18 protein-coding genes are annotated in these 15,844 nt (G+C 71.0%); 9 read left to right on the forward strand and 9 right to left on the reverse strand.

Going from position 1 to position 15,844, the window contains the following annotated elements:
- Window positions 1-678 precede the first annotated feature (678 nt).
- Entirely contained in the window at window positions 679-942 is a 264-nt protein-coding gene (locus AB0K07_RS00005; RefSeq protein ID WP_363749712.1) for a hypothetical protein, read from the reverse strand.
- A gap of 87 nt (window positions 943-1,029) precedes the next feature.
- A complete protein-coding gene (locus AB0K07_RS00010) occupies window positions 1,030-1,242 on the reverse strand; it encodes a hypothetical protein (protein ID WP_363749713.1) in 213 nt (70 codons plus the stop codon).
- Between the two features lie 288 nt (window positions 1,243-1,530).
- On the opposite strand from AB0K07_RS00010, the gene AB0K07_RS00015 reads away from it, so the two are divergent.
- The 7 genes from AB0K07_RS00015 to AB0K07_RS00045 all read left to right on the forward strand — a co-directional run bounded on the left by AB0K07_RS00015 (window position 1,531) and on the right by AB0K07_RS00045 (window position 7,047).
- Window positions 1,531-1,995 carry a PRC-barrel domain-containing protein gene (locus AB0K07_RS00015; protein ID WP_363749714.1) on the forward strand — a complete coding sequence of 155 codons (465 nt, stop codon included), beginning with the start codon at window positions 1,531-1,533 and terminating at the stop codon, window positions 1,993-1,995.
- A 9-nt stretch (window positions 1,996-2,004) separates the two neighbouring features.
- Window positions 2,005-2,175 carry a hypothetical protein gene (locus tag AB0K07_RS00020; protein ID WP_363749715.1) on the forward strand — a complete coding sequence of 57 codons (171 nt, stop codon included), beginning with the start codon at window positions 2,005-2,007 and terminating at the stop codon, window positions 2,173-2,175.
- Window positions 2,176-2,263: 88 nt separating this feature from the next.
- Window positions 2,264-3,322 (forward strand): tryptophan--tRNA ligase, encoded by a 1,059-nt coding sequence (gene trpS / locus AB0K07_RS00025; RefSeq protein ID WP_363749716.1) that lies wholly within the window; start codon window positions 2,264-2,266, stop codon window positions 3,320-3,322.
- Window positions 3,323-3,455: 133 nt separating this feature from the next.
- A complete protein-coding gene (locus tag AB0K07_RS00030) occupies window positions 3,456-4,667 on the forward strand; it encodes a low temperature requirement protein A (protein ID WP_363749717.1) in 1,212 nt (403 codons plus the stop codon).
- A 104-nt stretch (window positions 4,668-4,771) separates the two neighbouring features.
- The gene (locus AB0K07_RS00035) at window positions 4,772-5,122 is read left to right on the forward strand and encodes a YciI family protein (RefSeq protein WP_363751335.1); all 351 of its coding nucleotides are present in this window, start codon (window positions 4,772-4,774) and stop codon (window positions 5,120-5,122) included.
- Window positions 5,123-5,124: 2 nt separating this feature from the next.
- Window positions 5,125-6,405, forward strand: a complete 1,281-nt coding sequence (locus AB0K07_RS00040) for a sigma-70 family RNA polymerase sigma factor (protein WP_363749718.1) — start codon at window positions 5,125-5,127, stop codon at window positions 6,403-6,405.
- A 42-nt stretch (window positions 6,406-6,447) separates the two neighbouring features.
- The gene (locus AB0K07_RS00045; protein WP_363749719.1) at window positions 6,448-7,047 is read left to right on the forward strand and encodes an HAD-IA family hydrolase; all 600 of its coding nucleotides are present in this window, start codon (window positions 6,448-6,450) and stop codon (window positions 7,045-7,047) included.
- 28 nt (window positions 7,048-7,075) lie between these two features.
- Here the strand turns inward: AB0K07_RS00045 and AB0K07_RS00050 are convergent, their stop codons facing one another.
- On the reverse strand, window positions 7,076-7,591 hold the full coding sequence (locus tag AB0K07_RS00050) for a DUF6194 family protein (protein ID WP_363749720.1): 516 nt from the start codon (window positions 7,589-7,591) through the stop codon (window positions 7,076-7,078).
- Between the two features lie 100 nt (window positions 7,592-7,691).
- Here AB0K07_RS00050 and AB0K07_RS00055 point away from each other — a divergent pair, with 100 nt between their 5' ends.
- Entirely contained in the window at window positions 7,692-8,375 is a 684-nt protein-coding gene (locus AB0K07_RS00055) for a TioE family transcriptional regulator (protein WP_363749721.1), read from the forward strand.
- Between the two features lie 9 nt (window positions 8,376-8,384).
- Here AB0K07_RS00055 and AB0K07_RS00060 read toward each other — a convergent pair whose 3' ends face one another.
- The 4 genes from AB0K07_RS00060 to AB0K07_RS00075 form a co-directional block, all read right to left on the reverse strand.
- Complete coding sequence (locus AB0K07_RS00060; protein ID WP_363749722.1) at window positions 8,385-9,356, reverse strand: NADP-dependent oxidoreductase; 972 nt, start codon at window positions 9,354-9,356, stop codon at window positions 8,385-8,387.
- A 170-nt stretch (window positions 9,357-9,526) separates the two neighbouring features.
- Window positions 9,527-10,606, reverse strand: a complete 1,080-nt coding sequence (locus AB0K07_RS00065; RefSeq protein ID WP_363749723.1) for a DUF916 domain-containing protein — start codon at window positions 10,604-10,606, stop codon at window positions 9,527-9,529.
- Between the two features lie 92 nt (window positions 10,607-10,698).
- Window positions 10,699-12,591, reverse strand: coding sequence for a metallophosphoesterase family protein (locus tag AB0K07_RS00070; protein WP_363749724.1), 1,893 nt, complete (start codon window positions 12,589-12,591; stop codon window positions 10,699-10,701).
- Window positions 12,592-12,814: 223 nt separating this feature from the next.
- Window positions 12,815-14,032 carry a HupE/UreJ family protein gene (locus AB0K07_RS00075; RefSeq protein WP_363749725.1) on the reverse strand — a complete coding sequence of 406 codons (1,218 nt, stop codon included), beginning with the start codon at window positions 14,030-14,032 and terminating at the stop codon, window positions 12,815-12,817.
- A 181-nt stretch (window positions 14,033-14,213) separates the two neighbouring features.
- On the opposite strand from AB0K07_RS00075, the gene AB0K07_RS00080 reads away from it, so the two are divergent.
- Window positions 14,214-14,882: a hypothetical protein gene (locus AB0K07_RS00080; RefSeq protein ID WP_363749726.1), complete on the forward strand. Its 669-nt coding sequence runs from the start codon at window positions 14,214-14,216 to the stop codon at window positions 14,880-14,882.
- A gap of 87 nt (window positions 14,883-14,969) precedes the next feature.
- Here the strand turns inward: AB0K07_RS00080 and AB0K07_RS00085 are convergent, their stop codons facing one another.
- Both AB0K07_RS00085 and AB0K07_RS00090 read right to left on the reverse strand, forming a co-directional pair.
- A complete protein-coding gene (locus tag AB0K07_RS00085) occupies window positions 14,970-15,155 on the reverse strand; it encodes a cellulose binding domain-containing protein (RefSeq protein ID WP_363749727.1) in 186 nt (61 codons plus the stop codon).
- A 24-nt stretch (window positions 15,156-15,179) separates the two neighbouring features.
- A complete protein-coding gene (locus AB0K07_RS00090; protein WP_363749728.1) occupies window positions 15,180-15,776 on the reverse strand; it encodes a hypothetical protein in 597 nt (198 codons plus the stop codon).
- Window positions 15,777-15,844: the final 68 nt, after the last annotated feature.

Raw genomic sequence — 15,844 nt, forward strand, 5'->3', positions numbered from 1 at the left:
GTCCGGGGTATAAATCATAATTGGCACTGGCTTATCAAGCACCCTGTTGAGTTCTCAAAGAACAACCACACACCGATCAAAAGCCCCACACCGTGAGGCCCCATCTCGGGGCTTTCCGTACCGCTTCCCGCCGCTCACTCGCGCCGGGCACTTTTACTACGTTACCGCACCGTCTTCGCCGTGTCAAACCGTGTGTCCCGGTCTGTCGTGCTTCGTACGGGTCGATCCCGGCGCACTCACGCAGCAGCGAACCGCTGCGTCAGGTCGTCGGATTCGGCAGGCCGGCCGTTGCGGTATCCCGCAAGCTCGCCCGGTGCCCTGCCGGTCGTGAACCTTACCCGGTCGGTTCCGCCGCACCAAATCCGCCTCGCAGCGAATCCAGGGGCACCACCCGGCACCTGGTCCAAGAGGTGCGAACCCCTCCGACCTGGCGGTCCGTCCTGCGCTCCGGCCGTCAGGTTTTCGCCTGTTTCGTCCGTTCCGCGCTGACAGAGAGAAAGTTACGCGTCCGTGGGTTTGATCGTCAACTCGGGGGTTAGCGTCCCGCGTCACACTCGTTGCGTAGAGCTGTATTCGCAGGTCAGCCGCTCCACGAGGGCTCGGAGGGGGTCAGTGACACGGCCCCGCCCCAACCCAGAGTGACCGGACCACCCCGAATCCGTCGTGACGGCGTGGCCGTCAGGCGGCCGGAGTGTCCTGGCGTCGGCGGGCGGCGAACAAGGCGCGGATACCGAGGACGCCGACGGTGGTGCCGATCGCCAGGGACGCCACGATCAGGAGGGCGTGCACCCACAGGAAGCTGGTGGCCGCTCCGTCCCCCACCGCACCGGACGCCCAGGAGCGCGGGTCGTTCCAGATGGCGACCGCGAACCTCGGCCAGATCACCCAGGTCCAGACTCCGACTCCGACCAGGAAGACAGCCCACCCTCGCGACAGCACCATGGCGACCGAGTATGCCAGCGGAGCTGGTCGCCGGGCCCGAACACCGAGGCGAACCGGCACGAGGATGGGTTCATCTCCCGGGGCGACTCAGAAGCAGGTCCCGATGCCACCGATCGCCGGGTTGGCCCGCTCGTGGTGGTGGACGGTGCCGCCCTGGTCGGCCATCAGCCCACCCCAGATCGCGTAGCCGCCCCGAACGTACGCCCGGACAGGACCGGCGGCGTGGAGCCTGGCGCCGTCGTCGACCCGCGTCGGTAGGTGCTCAGCAGCTGCGCCGGCCCGTTGAATGGTGCGGTACATCTGCGTCCCCCTTTTTCGCCGTTGCCCGGATGCGGAACAGAATGGTCGGCCCTCTCGACCCGCGATCGAATGTGCCGGGAGGACACAGCACCGCTGCGGCGGGTGTGCCAGAAGCGGGTCGTCGGCCTGCTGACCTGGGCCTCGGTCCAGCCGGTCATCCCGCCCGACGGCCATGACGTATTTCGCAGTCGCCATTTCCGTCAACTCGAAATTGCCGAGCTGTTTCCGATTGCCGTGGGGTGGGCACTGCGGAACGGGACGACCGACGACCGCCACCGGAGGTGTCCCGTGCAACCGTCCATCTTCAATCCCTGGGCCTGGCGCGACCCGTCCGCCCTCGCCGGCGGATACACGCAGACCACCCCGTCGGTCACGCCGCCGGACGGCCCGGACGGCGGGCACGACGGGCCGGACGCTCCCGGCCCCGGCACGCCCGTCGACCTGGTCGGCTACCGGGTGCACGCGACCGACGGACGGATCGGCACCATCGATGAGGCCAGCAACGAGGCGGACGCGCGGTACCTGGTGGTCGACACCGGGCCGTGGATCCTCGGTCGGAAGGGGCTGCTGCCGGCCGGAACGGTGGCCAGGGTGGACCACCTGGAGCGCAGCGTGCACGTCGACCGGACGCGGCAGGAGATCAGGGACGCTCCGCCGTTCGACCCGGACTCGGCCGGCCCGGAGTACCGGGAACGCGTCGGCAGCTACTACGCCGAGAGCTACCGGCCACACCAGGCGGGGCACCACGGGTAGCGTGAAGTCGTGGTCCGGACGGGCATGAGCGCGGCGGAGGCGGTCGACACGGTCGACGGCCTCCCGCTCGGTGTCGTGCCCCCGACCCGCTCCGGCGACGGCCGTGAGCAACTTCTGGACGTCCTCCGTGCTGGCGGTCTGCGGTACCGCGCCGGCGCGCGATGGCGGACGGCGTACTGAGCCGATCCCGCTGACCGAGGGGGCGAACCCGCCCCGCTCGGCGCGCGCCCACGCGTCGCCCACCTTCCCGCACGAGAGGCACACCATCATGTCCGTCGCACGCATGCTCACCGGCGACCGGCCCACCGGCCGCCTGCACCTTGGCCACCATGTCGGCAGCATCGCCAACCGGGTACGGCTGCACCAGCGCTACGAGAGCTTCTTCATCATCGCCGACCTGCACATGCTCACCACGCGGAACCGCCGCGAGGACATCGACCAGGTCTCCGGCAACGCCCGCGAGATGGTGACCGACATTCTCGCCGCCGGCGTCGACCCGGCTCGGGCCACCTTCTACCTCCAGTCGGCCATTCCGGAGGTCGGTGACCTCAACACCCTCCTACAGAACCTGGTCACCGTGCCCAGGCTGGAGCGCGTGCCGTCGTTGAAGGACATGGCCCGGGACGCCGGCAAGGAGGAGATGCCGTACGGGCTGCTGGGTTACCCGGTGCTCCAGGCCGCGGACATCCTCTGCGTGAAGGGCGAGGTGGTCCCGGTCGGCCGGGACAACGCGGCGCACGTCGAGGTGACCCGGGAGATCGCCCGCCGGTTCAACCACCTCTACGGCCCGGTCTTCCCGGTGCCCGAGCTGATCCCCGCGGACACGCCGAGCCTGGTGGGCACCGACGGCGCCGCCAAGATGAGCAAGAGCCGGGGCAACACCTTCGCCCTCTCCGACGACCCGGCCACGGTGCGTCGCAAGGTGCTCGGCATGTACACCGACCCGAACCGGGTGCGGGCCTCTGTGCCGGGCAGGGTCGAGGGCAACCCGGTCTTCGCGTACCACGAGGTGTTCAACCCCGACCGGGACGAGGTGGCCGACCTGGCCGGGCGCTACCAGGCCGGTCTTGTGGGCGACGTCGAGGTCAAGGAGCGGCTGGTCGTCGCGCTGGAGCGGTTCCTGGCGCCGATCCGGGAACGTCGGGCCGCGATCGAGGCGGATCGTGGGCTGGTCGACCGGCTGATCGTCGAGGGCACCGAGCGGACCCGCCAGGAGGTACGGCAAACCCTGATCGAGGTCCGCCGGGCGATGGGGCTGGCCGGCGCGTACCAGCAGGTCCGCCGGCGGGCCGAGCGGAGCCGGCGGCGAACGGACGCTCCGGCCTGAGCCAGCGTGTCGTCCCGGTGCGGCGAGGGGCTCGTCGCCGGAGCGGTTCTTCCCGCCCTTCCCGGCGGCGCCGAACGGTGGGACCGAATGAACCGTCGATCAACATGGCCCGGAAGTGGCGCAGAATGCGAGGATGAGGAGGATTTTCGACGTTCGCCCGGTGCCGGCTGCGGAGACGCACCGGACCACGATGTTCGAGATCTTCTTCGACCTGGTCTTCGTGTTCGCGCTCACCCGGGTCATCACGTTCATGGCGCAGCCGCCGACCGCGCTCACCCTGGCCCAGGGGCTGCTCCTCCTCCTGCTGCTCATCTACTCCTGGAATCCGTACCTCTGGTTGGGGAACCTGGTTCGCGCGGACGTCGGCGCGGTCCGCGCGGCCACCCTCACGGCGATGGGTGCGATCTTCGTGGCCGCGCTGGTGCTGCCGGACGCGTGGCGGCAGGGCCCGGAGCTGTTCGACGCGCCGCTCACCCTCGCCCTGGCCTACCTGGTCACCCGGGCGGTGCAGCTCGGGGTGCTGCTCTGGGTGAGCACCACCGACCCGCCGCTGCGCTCGACCCTCCGGTTCTTCGCCGTGCCGGCGACGGTGGCCTGGCTCCCGCTCATCGTCGGCGCGCTGCTCGGTGGCGCCGCCCAGACGGCGCTCTGGACGGTGGCGTTCCTGGTGGACATCGGCGGCGCCCGTCTCGCGTCGGCCTACCGCCCGTGGCCGCTGCACAGCCTGGACCACTTCAGCGAACGCTTCGGCCTGGTGCTCATCATCGCGCTCGGCGAGTCGCTGATCGCGGCCGGCGCTGGATCGACGTCGATGGCACCGATCGGGAGCAGCCTGGTGGCGGCCCTGCTCGGCCTCGTCGCCACGGTCTGCCTGTGGTGGCTCTACTTCGACCGGTTGGCACCCACCGCCCGGCAGTCCGTCATGCTGGTGCCGCGCGAGCGGCGGTCCGCCGTGGCTGGTGACGCGTACGGCCTCGTGCACGCCCCTCTGATCATCGGGGCCATCTACATCGCGCTCGGCATCGAGCAGGTGCTCGGTCAACTCAACGAGGAGAACGACCGGCCCACCCGGTCGGGCTGGGTCGTCGCCACGGCCCTCTACGGCGGCGCCGCCCTCTACCTGCTCGCACGGCTGCTCTTCCGCCGGCTCACCGTCCGCGCCGCGCACCCCGCGCAGGTCGTCGCCGCGCTGGTGCCGCTGGCCCTGCTGCCGATCGGCCAGGCCCTGCCCGCGCTGGCCTCGCTCGCCCTGCTGACCGTCTTCCTGGTCGGCGTGACCTGGTACGAGCGGCGGGTCGACAGACGCGACCCGCACATCGGAGCAGCTCCGCCGGCCGGTCGGTGAACCTCGGAGAACTTTCCGGACGCCGTGTCGATATCCCCGGTCCCCGTTCGTCGTCATGCTGGACGGCGACCCGCCGCACCGAGAGGAGCCGAGGCGTGAAGTACATGCTGATGTTCATGACCCCCGCGACGACCGACTGGGACCAGCCCGTCGACGGGTGCAGCTTCGAGGACTGGATCCGCTACGACCGTGAGATGAAGGACGCGGGGATCTGGGTGTCCGGGCACCCCCTGCAGGACCTGACCACCTGTACGACCGTGCAGGTTGGCCCGGCCGGCGAACGCACGATCACCGACGGACCGTTCGCCGAGACCCGTGAGGTGCTCGGTGGGTACGACATCATCGACGTGCCGGATCTCGACGCCGCGCTGGAATGGGCGGCCCGCAGCCCCGGAGCCCTCGGCGGTGGGTCGGTCCAGGTGCGCCCGGTCGCCGAGATCGAGGTGGAGGCCTGACGATGCCCGGCGAGGGGGCAACCGGGACGGAGCGGGTCGGGTCGTCGGTCGAGGCGGTGTTCCGGGAGGAACGCGGTCGGCTGCTGGCCTCGCTCGTGCATCGCTTCGGCGACCTCGACCTGGCCGAGGAGGTCGCCTCCGAGGCCATCGAGGCGGCGCTGGTGCACTGGCCGACTGACGGCGTCCCGAGTCGGCCGGGCGCCTGGTTGCTCACCACGGCCCGCCGCCGCGCCGTGGACCGGCTGCGCCGCGACCGGGTCCTGGCCACCCGGCTCGCGGTGCTCCAGGCCGAGGCCGAGCGGGCCGACGCCGCTCCACCCGCCGACGCGGACCGCGACCTGCCCGACGACCGGCTGGCGCTCTTCTTCACCTGCGCCCACCCGGCCCTGGCCGCGCAGGATCGCGGCGCGCTCACCCTGCGGTTCCTCGCCGGCCTCACCACGGCGGAGGTCGCGCGGGCGTTCCTGGTGCCGCCCGCGACCATGGCCCAGCGGCTCGTCCGGGCCAAGCGGAAGATCCGCGACGCCCGCATCCCGTTCCGGGTGCCCGGCGCCGACGAACTGCCCGAACGCCTGCCGACGGTGCTCCAGGCCGTCTACTCGGTCTTCACCGAGGGGTACGCCGCCAGCTCCGGCCCGGATCTCCAACGGACCGACCTCGCCGAGGAGGCCATCCGGCTGGCCCGGATCCTGCGCCGGCTGCTGCCCGCCGAGCGGGAGGTCGCCGGGCTGCTCGGCCTGATGCTGCTCGTCCACGCCCGGCGCGCCGCGCGTACCGGGCCGGACGGCGCGATCGTCCTCCTCGACGACCAGGACCGCGCACGCTGGGACCATCGGATGATCGACGAGGGGCGCCGGCTGGTGGTGGTCGCGCTGACCGGGGGACCACCCGGGCCGTACGGGGTGCAGGCCGCCATCGCCGCACTGCACGACGAGGCTGCCGACGTGGCCAGCACCGACTGGCCCCAGGTGGTGGCGCTCTACGACGTACTGCTCGGACTGGTCCCCTCGCCGGTCGTCGCGCTCAACCGGGCCGCCGCGGTGGCCATGCGGGACGGACCGGAGGCCGGGCTCGCCCTGCTGGACGAGCTGGCCGACGACCCGCGGCTGCGCAGCTACCACCTCTATCCGGCCACCCGGGCCGACCTGCTGCGCCGGCTCGGTCGGCACGGCGAGGCGGCGGCGGCGTACCGCAGCGCCCTGGCCCTGGTCGGCACCGAGCCGGAGCGGGCGCACCTGCTCCGGCGGCTGGACTCCGTCACCGACGGGAAGCCGACCGACTGAGCGGATCCGCCGGTGGGGCGTCGCCCGCTGTACCCTGCTCGGGTGAGTCTGCCCCTGCCGCCCGGCGAGTTCGCGGCGTACCTGTTCGACTGCGACGGCACCATCGTCGACTCGATGCCGCTGCACTACGTGGCCTGGCGGCGGGCGCTGGACGAGTGGGGCTGCGAGTTCCCCGAGGACCTCTTCTACGCGTGGGGTGGCCGGCCGACCGCCGACATCGTCGTCGCGTTGAACGAGCAGCACGGCCTGGCCATGCCGGTGGCGACCGTCGTCGAGCGCCGGGAGAGCTACTACGAGGAGTTACTGCCGCAGCTCGCCGCCGTGCCCGAGGTGCTGGCGCACATCCACGACGCGCACCGGCGGGTGCCGTTCGCTGTCGTCTCCGGCAGCACCCGGGCCTCGGTCACCGCCTCCCTCGACACGCTCGGCCTGCTCGACCGGTTCGACGTGCTGGTCTGCGCCGACGACTACACGCGGGGGAAGCCCGACCCGGAAGCCTTCCTGCTCGCGGCGGAGCACCTCGGCGTACCGCCGGGCTCGTGCCTGGTGTTCGAGGACACCGACCTGGGCATCCGGGCCGCCACCGCCGCCGGCATGGCGTCGGTGCGCGTCCCGCAACCCCGCGAGCGATCCGAGCGGTGACGCGGCCGGCCGGCGCCGGCGCGCGGGGTCAGGCCGGGCGGTGCTGACGGTCGAGCGAGCGTTGGTGGCGCCGTAGCGCCCGGTGATGGGCGTGCGCGAGCAGGCGGTCGACCTCGGCCAGGCTGCGCGGCCCCGGGTTGAGCACGCACGCCCACCCGTGGGTGCCGTACGCGGGATGGGGAACGACCTGGTCGAGCGCGGTGAAATCGACCGCGGACCGGTGCGCGGCGAACTGCGCCGGCGGGTGGCCGAACCGACGCTCGAACTCCTCGCGGCCCAGGTCCAGGCTGAGCCGGAAGACCCCGGGCCGGTCGAGTTCCGAGTCCTCGTCGAAGCCGGCGGTGTCCTGCCCGACGAGGGTGGCGAACGGCCGGCGGCGGTCCGGCCCGACGAAGAAGAACCGATCGCCCCAGCTGGACTTCGGGGCGCCGGAAGCCTCGTCGGCCCGTACGACGGTCACCTCGGGCAGGGCGAGGATGAGGTCGGCGATGTCGTCGGCACCCAGGTCGAACGACCAGGCGGCGGGCATTGATGAAGAAGCCATGACCTTCACCGTATCGTTGAACCGCCCGTTGAGACTTCCGCGCCGATCGCTTCAGGAGGGGCAGCTGAACCCTCAAAGCTCAGGACGCGCCTACCGGCCGGTGGACCTGGCCCGCGCGCACGGCATCTCCAGCCAGGCCGTCCGCAACTACGAGCGCGACGGCGTCCTCCCGGCCGCCCGGCGCACGCCGAGCGGCTACCGCGCGTACACCGAGGTGCACGTCGCGGCGCTGCGCGCGTACCTGGCGCTCGTCGTGGCACATGGCTACGCGACCGGCGGCGAGATCATGCGGGCCGTGGTCCGGGGCGATCTGGACACCGCCCTGCGCGCCGTCGACACCAGTCACGCGCAGCTGCTGCGCGACCGCGAGACGCTCGACGCCGTCGAGGCGACCATCGGGGTGCTCACCGCCGCACCGACCCCCACCCCGCCCGGCCGGCCGCTGGCCGTCGGCGACCTCGCCCACCGGCTCGGGGTGACACCGGCGACGCTGCGGAAGTGGGAACGGGCGGGCGTGCTGTCGCCCGCGCGGGAGCGCCCGTCACGGCAGCGCCAGTACGGCCCCGAGGACGTCCGCGACGCCGAACTGGCCCATCTCCTGCGCCGGGGCGGCTACCGGTTGGACCACATCGCGACCGTGATGCGGCAGGTACGCGCCGCCGACGGCCCGGGCCCGCTGGCGGCGTCCCTGCACGACTGGCGGGAGCGGCTGGCCACACGTGGGCACGCGATGCTGGTGGCCGCCGGTCACCTCGCCGGCTACCTGGCGACGACCGGGCCGTGATCGCGGTGGCTAGCTGACCGTCAGCAGCAGCTTGCCGGGGAAGGAGGTCTGCAACCGCCGGTGCGCCTCCACCACCTTGCCGAGCGGGAACGTCTCGGCGACGTACACCTCGAACGGCCCCGCCTCGATGAGGTCGTTGAGGCGCTGCAACTGCCCGGGGTTGGCCACACCGTCGTACGCCCGGACCGGCACGCCCGGCCGCTCGCGCGGCTCCGGCTGCACGCCGTGCGCGTACGCGACAACGCCGCCGTCGGCCAGCGTCTCGGTGAGCCGGTCCAGCGTCCCGCCGCCGGCCATCGCCAGGATGCCGCGCACGCCATCCGGGGCCACCTCCCTGATCCGTGCGATCACCTCGGTCAGGTCGCCGTGACCGTCGAGGGACACGTCAGCGCCGAGTCGGGTCACCAGCGCCACCCCCTCCGGTCCGGAGGCCACGGCGACCACGTTGAGACCCTGCCGCTTGGCCAACTGCACGGCAAAGTGCCCCTGACCGCCGCTCGCGCCGAAGATCAACACCCAGTCGTTCGTCGACAGGTCGAGGGCGTCCAGCCCGGCCAGCGCGGTCAGCGCGTCGGTGGGCATGGCGCCCGCGTGCTGCGCCGACACACCCTCGGGCAGCTTCGCGGCGTACTGGGCCTTCGCCACCGCGTACTCGGCGTAGAAGCCGCCCTTCGGCCGGGTGGTGGCGGCGACGTAGACGAGGTCACCCACCGACACGTTGGTCACCTGGCTGCCGACCGCGGCGACGGTTCCGGCACCGTCGGCGCCGGGCACGATCGGGAACGCGGCGCCCTCGGGCACCAGGACGCCCTGCCGCTCGTACGCGTCCCACACCCCCACGCCGGCGGTCCAGACCTTGATCAGCACCTCGTCGTCGGCGATCTCCGGCACCGGCAGGATCCGCAGGGTGATCACCTCTGGCCCGCCGAACTCGTCGAAGGCCGCAGCCTGCATCCGCTCGGGCACATCCCCGTCAGCCATGTGGATTCCCTCTCCGTGCCGGCGTCACCCGTCGCAGCATGCCGGCTCCGGGGCACGCCCGGTCCGGGGCTGAGCACCGTTCACCCACAAGGGCGACCGGCGGCGCCGGACCGCGGTCGCCGTCGCGCTGACCCGCCGGGCGCGCCACCGCCGGATACCTGATCACACGCTCAGGACGTCTGCGGCTCCTGGCCGCGGAGCGCCTGCTCGACGGCGTCGCGCACCCGGGCGTCCTCGCGCGTCTTGCGCCGGACCCGGTTGCGGCGGCGGTACTGGAGCACCCCGACGACTGCGGCGATCAGGACGACGAGCACCAGCAGGAGCATCCACGGCAGGGCCCAGCCGTGCGTCGTGGCCCGGACCGGCTCGAGCGAGGTGGTGGAACCCGACGCGTCGGTGAGCCGGGGCGTGAGGGTGGCGGTCGCCGCCAACCACACGGCGGGTGCCACGCCGCGAACCGGCACCGTCACGGTCCAGCTCTCACCCGGGAGTAGCTCCGGCGGTGCGGCGATCCCGCTCGCGTCGGTGCTCAGCGCACCGAACGGGCCCGAGACCGACACCGCCTGCTGGCCGGACAGGGCGGCGTTGCCGGAATTGTGAATCTTGTAGGTGACGGTGGCGTCGCCCTTGCTGAACGGGTTGAACGCGCCGCCGTACGTCACGTGCAGATCCTCGATCGCGAGGTTCGGCTTCAGCTCGCCGCCGACCCGCAACGTGATCCGGATACCGAGGCGCCGGTCGACGTTGATGCCCTCAGCCTGGTCCGCCTGCGTCAGCGAGGTCAGGATGCCGCCGACGTAGTCGCCGGGCGTGGCGTTGTCGGGAACGCTGATCGTGAAGGGGACCTGGGCGGTCTTCCCGGGCTGGATCGTGACGCTGCCGCGATCGGCGTGGACCCAGGCACCGACCGCCACGGACTTTCCGTCCTTGGCGAGCAGGTCGAGCTGGCCCGCCTTGGTGGTGAAGCCGTCGGCGGCGTAGACGGCCAGATTGAGCGTGACCGGGCCGCGGTTGGCGACGACCATCGCGTCCTCGACCCGTCCACCGGGGTTCACCGCGTAGCTGAAGCTGGACCGGGCGTCGCCGTAGCTGTTGGAGGCCGTCCGGACCGTCCAGGCGACGTCACCCTCCGCCGCCAGCGCCGGGCCCGGAGCCAGGCCGGCAACGGCGGACGTGGCGAGCAGAGCCAGAACGGCGGTACGGAGGAGGGTGGCGACGGTCGTTCTCCGACGCGTTGTGGTCGTTGACATCTCGAGGTCCTCAGACGGTCTGGGTTGGTTCTGGAACGAGCGGCGGGGTAAACACCCGAGGGCGCCTACCCCGCCAACTCATGCGGGTTCGATCAGCTGCTCAGCGCGGTGATCGTCAGGGTGGTGCGGTAGCTGCCCTTCGCGATGCTGTCCGGGATCTTCAGGTCCAGGTCAGCGCCGAGCTTGGCGCCACCACGGGGGTGGCCCTGCACGGCGGCACCGAGGCCACTCGAGACCGAGAGACCCTTGCCCTGGTCGTCGTAGGACGACAGGACCGGGGCACCAGCCTCGGCACCGGCGCCGCCGTCGAGCACGTACGGGGTCCAACCGAGGTAGGAGCCGGCGAACTTCTTGTCGCCGTCCTGGAAGTCGCCCACGCTGGCCGAGATCGACCACGGAGCGAGCGAGCGGCGACTGTCCGACACGAGGATCGGGTTGATCTTGCCGTTCGCCTCGAAGTAGGTGCCGTTGCGCTCCTGCGCGACACCGAGGTCCACCAGGCCGTTGTAGCCGTCGATCGTCCAGCCGAACTCACCCGGAGCCGGGTTCGGCACGTTGACCTGGATGGCCTGGCCGTCACCGTGGTACGGGTGCACCGTCACGTTGTCGACGATCGAGCCGACCGGCTGACCCTCGGCGGTGTTGGTGCAGGAGAGGCCCTCCTCGACGGCCGCGTTCGGCGCGGCGCAGGTGCCGCTGCGGACGTTCGCCAGCACCAGCTTGTCGCCGCGCACCTGCACCTTGACGTAGCTGCGGACGTGCTCCTGGTTCTGCACCGAGTTGTACCAGTACTTGCCCGGGTCCAGCGGGTCCGGGCCGTTGCCACGGATGCCGGTGCCGCTGCTGTCCGGCTTCTTGATGTCGTAGTACTTCGAGCCGGAGGCCGAGTTGGCCGTCACGTAGATGACGCCGCCCGGGCCGGGGAACACGTCGGCAGCACCCGGCTTCTCGTCCGGGTTCTCCTTCTGACCGTTCTTGATGGAGTAGCTACGGGAGTAGCTGTGGTCGTGACCCTGCAGCACCATGTCGATGCCGAGGTTGGAGAAGGCGGTCGTGAAGTCTTCCCGCCGCTGCTTGTTGTCGGTGTCGGTGGCGTGGCTGGCCGGCGAGTAGATGGAGTGGTGGTAGACCAGCACCTTCCACTTGGCCTCGGCGCCGTGCTTGTTGACGACGTCGGTGACGTACGCGACGTGCGCCGCGTCGCCGCCGCCACCCGTGGCGGGGTTGTAGCTGTTGCTGTTGATGTCGATGAACAGCACGTCCTTGTAGACGAACCAGTAGTCACCACCGGACTTGGTGCCCGCCGGGTTCCCGTTGTCGTAGTACGGGGCCGTGCGGTCGGTGTTCGGGGTGAAGTGGTGCTGCTCGTAGGACTTGCCGCCGACGTCGTGGTTACCGATGGTGGCGACGAGGGGGTACTGACGGAGCTGATCGGGCGCCAGGAACGAGGTCCACTGGCCCTCGTCGTTGGCGCTCTCGACGTGGTCCCCGCCCGACACCAGCAGCTCGGCGTTCGGGTTGGCCGCGGTGGCGACCTTCAGGGTCTCCTCCCAGCCGGCCTGGTCCTTCAGCCGGTCGCCGGAGGAGCCGATCTGCGGGTCACCGAAGAACAGGAAGTCGTAGTCGCCCTCGAAGTCCTGCGTCTTGAAGGCGTACGCCGAAGACCAGTTGCCCTCGGCACCGACCCGGTACGAGTACGCCGTGTTCTCACGCAGGTTGGTGATCGTGGCGTGGCGGTTGAAGCCGGTGGTGGAGGTGTTCGCCCCGCCCACGGCGTCGAAGCTGACGGCGCTGGCCGGGAACTCGCCGTTGACGATCTCGGCGGTCGGGGCGAGCTGGATCTTCTGCGCGGTGTCGGCGGAGGAGTACCAGGTCACCACGCGCTGGGTCTCGTTGGCGCCGACGCCGAGGATGACGCCGGTGATCGTGGTGGACTCGGCCGCGCTGGCGGTGGCCATCAGGCCGCTACCGACGGCCGCGGTCATCCCGAGGAATCCCGCTGCGACCCCGGCGACCACACGCCGCCGCACGAGCCCCGGGGTCCGTGTCGAGGTGCTCAATGTCATCGACATTGTTCCCTTTTCAAATAGAGAAATGGACGATCTTCTCCCGACGTTGGGGAAGCAAACTCAAGCTTTCGCCGCGTGATGAACCAACCATGAACGTGATCTTGCGGATGGCTGCACTTCGCGAACTACTTAGCCTTGCTCAGGATCCCGACACGCGTTGGACGAACCAGACCAGCCCCATAATGGACACGCAGGCGGAAATGGCTCCGGTGGTCCAGAGGCCGGTTTTGGGCGCGCGGCGCCGCAACACGATCAGCAACGGGAAGACGACCGCGATAATCGCCAGTTGCACGACCTCGATGCCGACGTTGAACACCAGCAGGGACCACAGCAGGGTCCACGACCACGCCTCGTCGATGCCCAGCGCGCCGGCGAATCCCAGGCCGTGGACGAGGCCGAAGCAGAAGACGACGCCGAGGCGGATCCAGCCGGAGCGGTCGAGGCTGAAGTGGCCCTGGCCGGCCGGATCGAGGTCGGTGGCGTGGTCGCCGCGCCGCCAGATCCCCCACAGGTGCCAGCCGGCGACCACGGCGATCGACAGCGCGATGATCGGCTCCACGACGCTCGCCGGCACGTCGACCAGACCGAGGGCGGCGAGCATGAACGTCACCGAGTGCGCCAGGGTGAAGCTCGTGGCCGCGAGCACGATCTCCCGCAGACGTCGGGACCCGGCGATGAGCGCCAGCAGGAAAAGGATGTGGTCGATCCCGGACAGCAGGTGCTCAGCACCCAGCAGGAAGAACTCCCGGAACCGTTCGTACCAGGACTGAGCGGTCGAGAAGGAGGGGTTGGCGGTGTCGAGCGCCGCACTGCCCGAACGGCCGTCGATCTCATACGTGACGATCGTCTTGGTGCCCTTGACGTAGCCCTCGTCGTCCGGGAACAGGCCGCTGCGCACCTCGTGCTCGTCGGTCCGCTGGGGACAGGCCCAGTCGAGCAGCAGACCGGCGTACGGCACGCCTTCGCGCGCGCCGATCGTCACGCCGCCCACCCGCTCCGGCCGGCACGCCGCGCCTGCTGAGCTCACCGCGAAGCGGTCGGCGACGTACCGGAGGGTCGTCTCGGCATGCTTGTTCAACACTGCCGCCTGCGCCTGGGAGTCACCCGCCTCGAACGCCGCGGTTCCTTCCCGAAAGAGCGGGTCGTCGTCGCCGGAATCGGCGGCGGACACGACGAGGAGGTCGTATTCGAGCTCCAATGCCGTACGGATGTGACCCTCGTCTCCCGCTGTGATTTGCGCGTAGACGGTCGACGAGAATCCGTGAGCGGACGCGGGCCCGGCACCCAAAAAGGGGACAACCGCCGCGGCGATCCCGACAACAGCGACGATAACGGTACGGCGGACGCGCCCAGACATGCGACTCCCTCGGTTGGCCAGTGCACGCTGCACGCCGTCGGTGAACACGAGCCCGCCCGCCGACGAACCGGCGGAAAACAAATCCCGGAACGACGACCCGCACATTGAATGCGGCCGGGATTGGGATAGGAATAGCGAGGAGCACGCACACCTTTCCGCCATCACTCGGAGGACGATCGCCTTGCGCCCCCCGCTTCGGGCCGTTGCCATGCTGGCCGCCGCCGCCGCGCTGGTCACCGGATGCAGCTCCGGCGACGACTGGTCACAGCCGCATCCCAGGCCCGCCGCCATCGGCTCCCTCGGACCGGGCTTCGTCGACCCGTCCAGCACGCCCGCCCCGGAGGGGACGGTCCGGCCGCAGCCCGGCTCCTGGACCGGGGTCCATCCGTCGCGGGACTACCGGGTGGTGCTGCTCACGGCCGGACAGGACCAACCGACCAAGGCCCTCGTGACGGCGGTCGAGGACTGGGCCGACGACGAACACCTCGATCTCCGGAAGATCGTGATCGGTGATGCCCACGACGCTGTTCCGAGCATCGCCAAGGCCATGGGGATGCACCCCGACCTCATCGTCAGCGCGGGCAACGACCTCATCGACCCCCTCGCGCTGGTCACCCCGAACCACCTGGAGCAGCGGTTCCTCGTGGTGGGAGCCGAGCTGGCCGAGCCCACCCACAACGTGACGGCGGTCGACTGGCCCGGCGCCTCGTTCCGGGGTGAGGGGCTCGGCATGTCCTCCACGTACGACCCCGCCTCCTTCACGGCCGAGCGCTGCGCGGCCGCCATCCGGGCGGGCGCGGCGGCCGTGCTGAACGACCTGACCGGGATCGTGGTCTGGCTCGACCAGTGACCCCTGCACACCAGGCCGCCCGCCAAGGCCCGGTGCGGAGGCCGACGGCCTCCACACCGGGCCCGGGCACCTCGCCGAGCGGGGGAGCTAGGGCGTGGAGCAGGTGGGAGTCATTCCCCCACCGGTGCCGGCGCCCTGGTAGCCGAACTCGGTGGACTGGCCAGGGGCGATGGAGCCGTTGTGACCGACGTTGGTGAACCGGACCGTCCCGGTGTCGCCGCTCCGGTTGGCGTTCCAGACATTGGTGACGCTGGCGCGTACGCCAACCTCCACGTACCGAAAAGTGTTGCCGGACAGTCAGTCGGCTCGGCGCCCGAGAGGGAGGAGCCCGGAGAGGATCAGTGCGGCGCCGATCGGCAGCAGGTCCAGGTCGGCCGCGATCGACACGAAGCCGACCAGCACCAGAGGCGGACCCCAGCCCGGAATGAGTCGTGGCCGGCCGACAGCGGCCCGGATCAGCAGGGTGAGAAGACCGAACTGGAACAACAGCGGCCCCGCCGCCATCGCCGGGTCCGGCAGTGGCGCGGAGTCGGCCAGCCGGGGGAAGAGATCGCCGAGGATCACCCAGAGGAACGCGGCGGCCCCGACCAGACCGGCGGCCGTCGCCACGTCCAGTAGCACCCGGAGGCCGGTACGCGGCGTGGTGCTCGAACCAGCGGCGCCGGCGGACGCGAGCAGCCGCCGCAGACCGACGACCAGACCGGCGAAGAGCACGAACGCGACCAGGAACAGGGCGTGGCCCAGATCCCACGCCCAGCCCGAGCCATGGTCGCCGTCCAGGCCGTCGATCATCCGCAGGAGGCCGTAGAGCAGCAGGAACACGGGGGCACCGACGGCCGCCGTCCGCACCAGGCGGATCGGCTGGTGGGAGACCCGTGCATCGGTGTCGGTCATCGCCTCAGCCTGGCAGGGCGGCCCTCGGCACTCCATCGGGATGTTCCCGTACCGGTCCCGGAGGTGCC

This window comes from Micromonospora sp. NPDC049301 (assembly GCF_040678715.1).
Taxonomy (GTDB): Bacteria; Actinomycetota; Actinomycetes; order Mycobacteriales; family Micromonosporaceae; genus Micromonospora.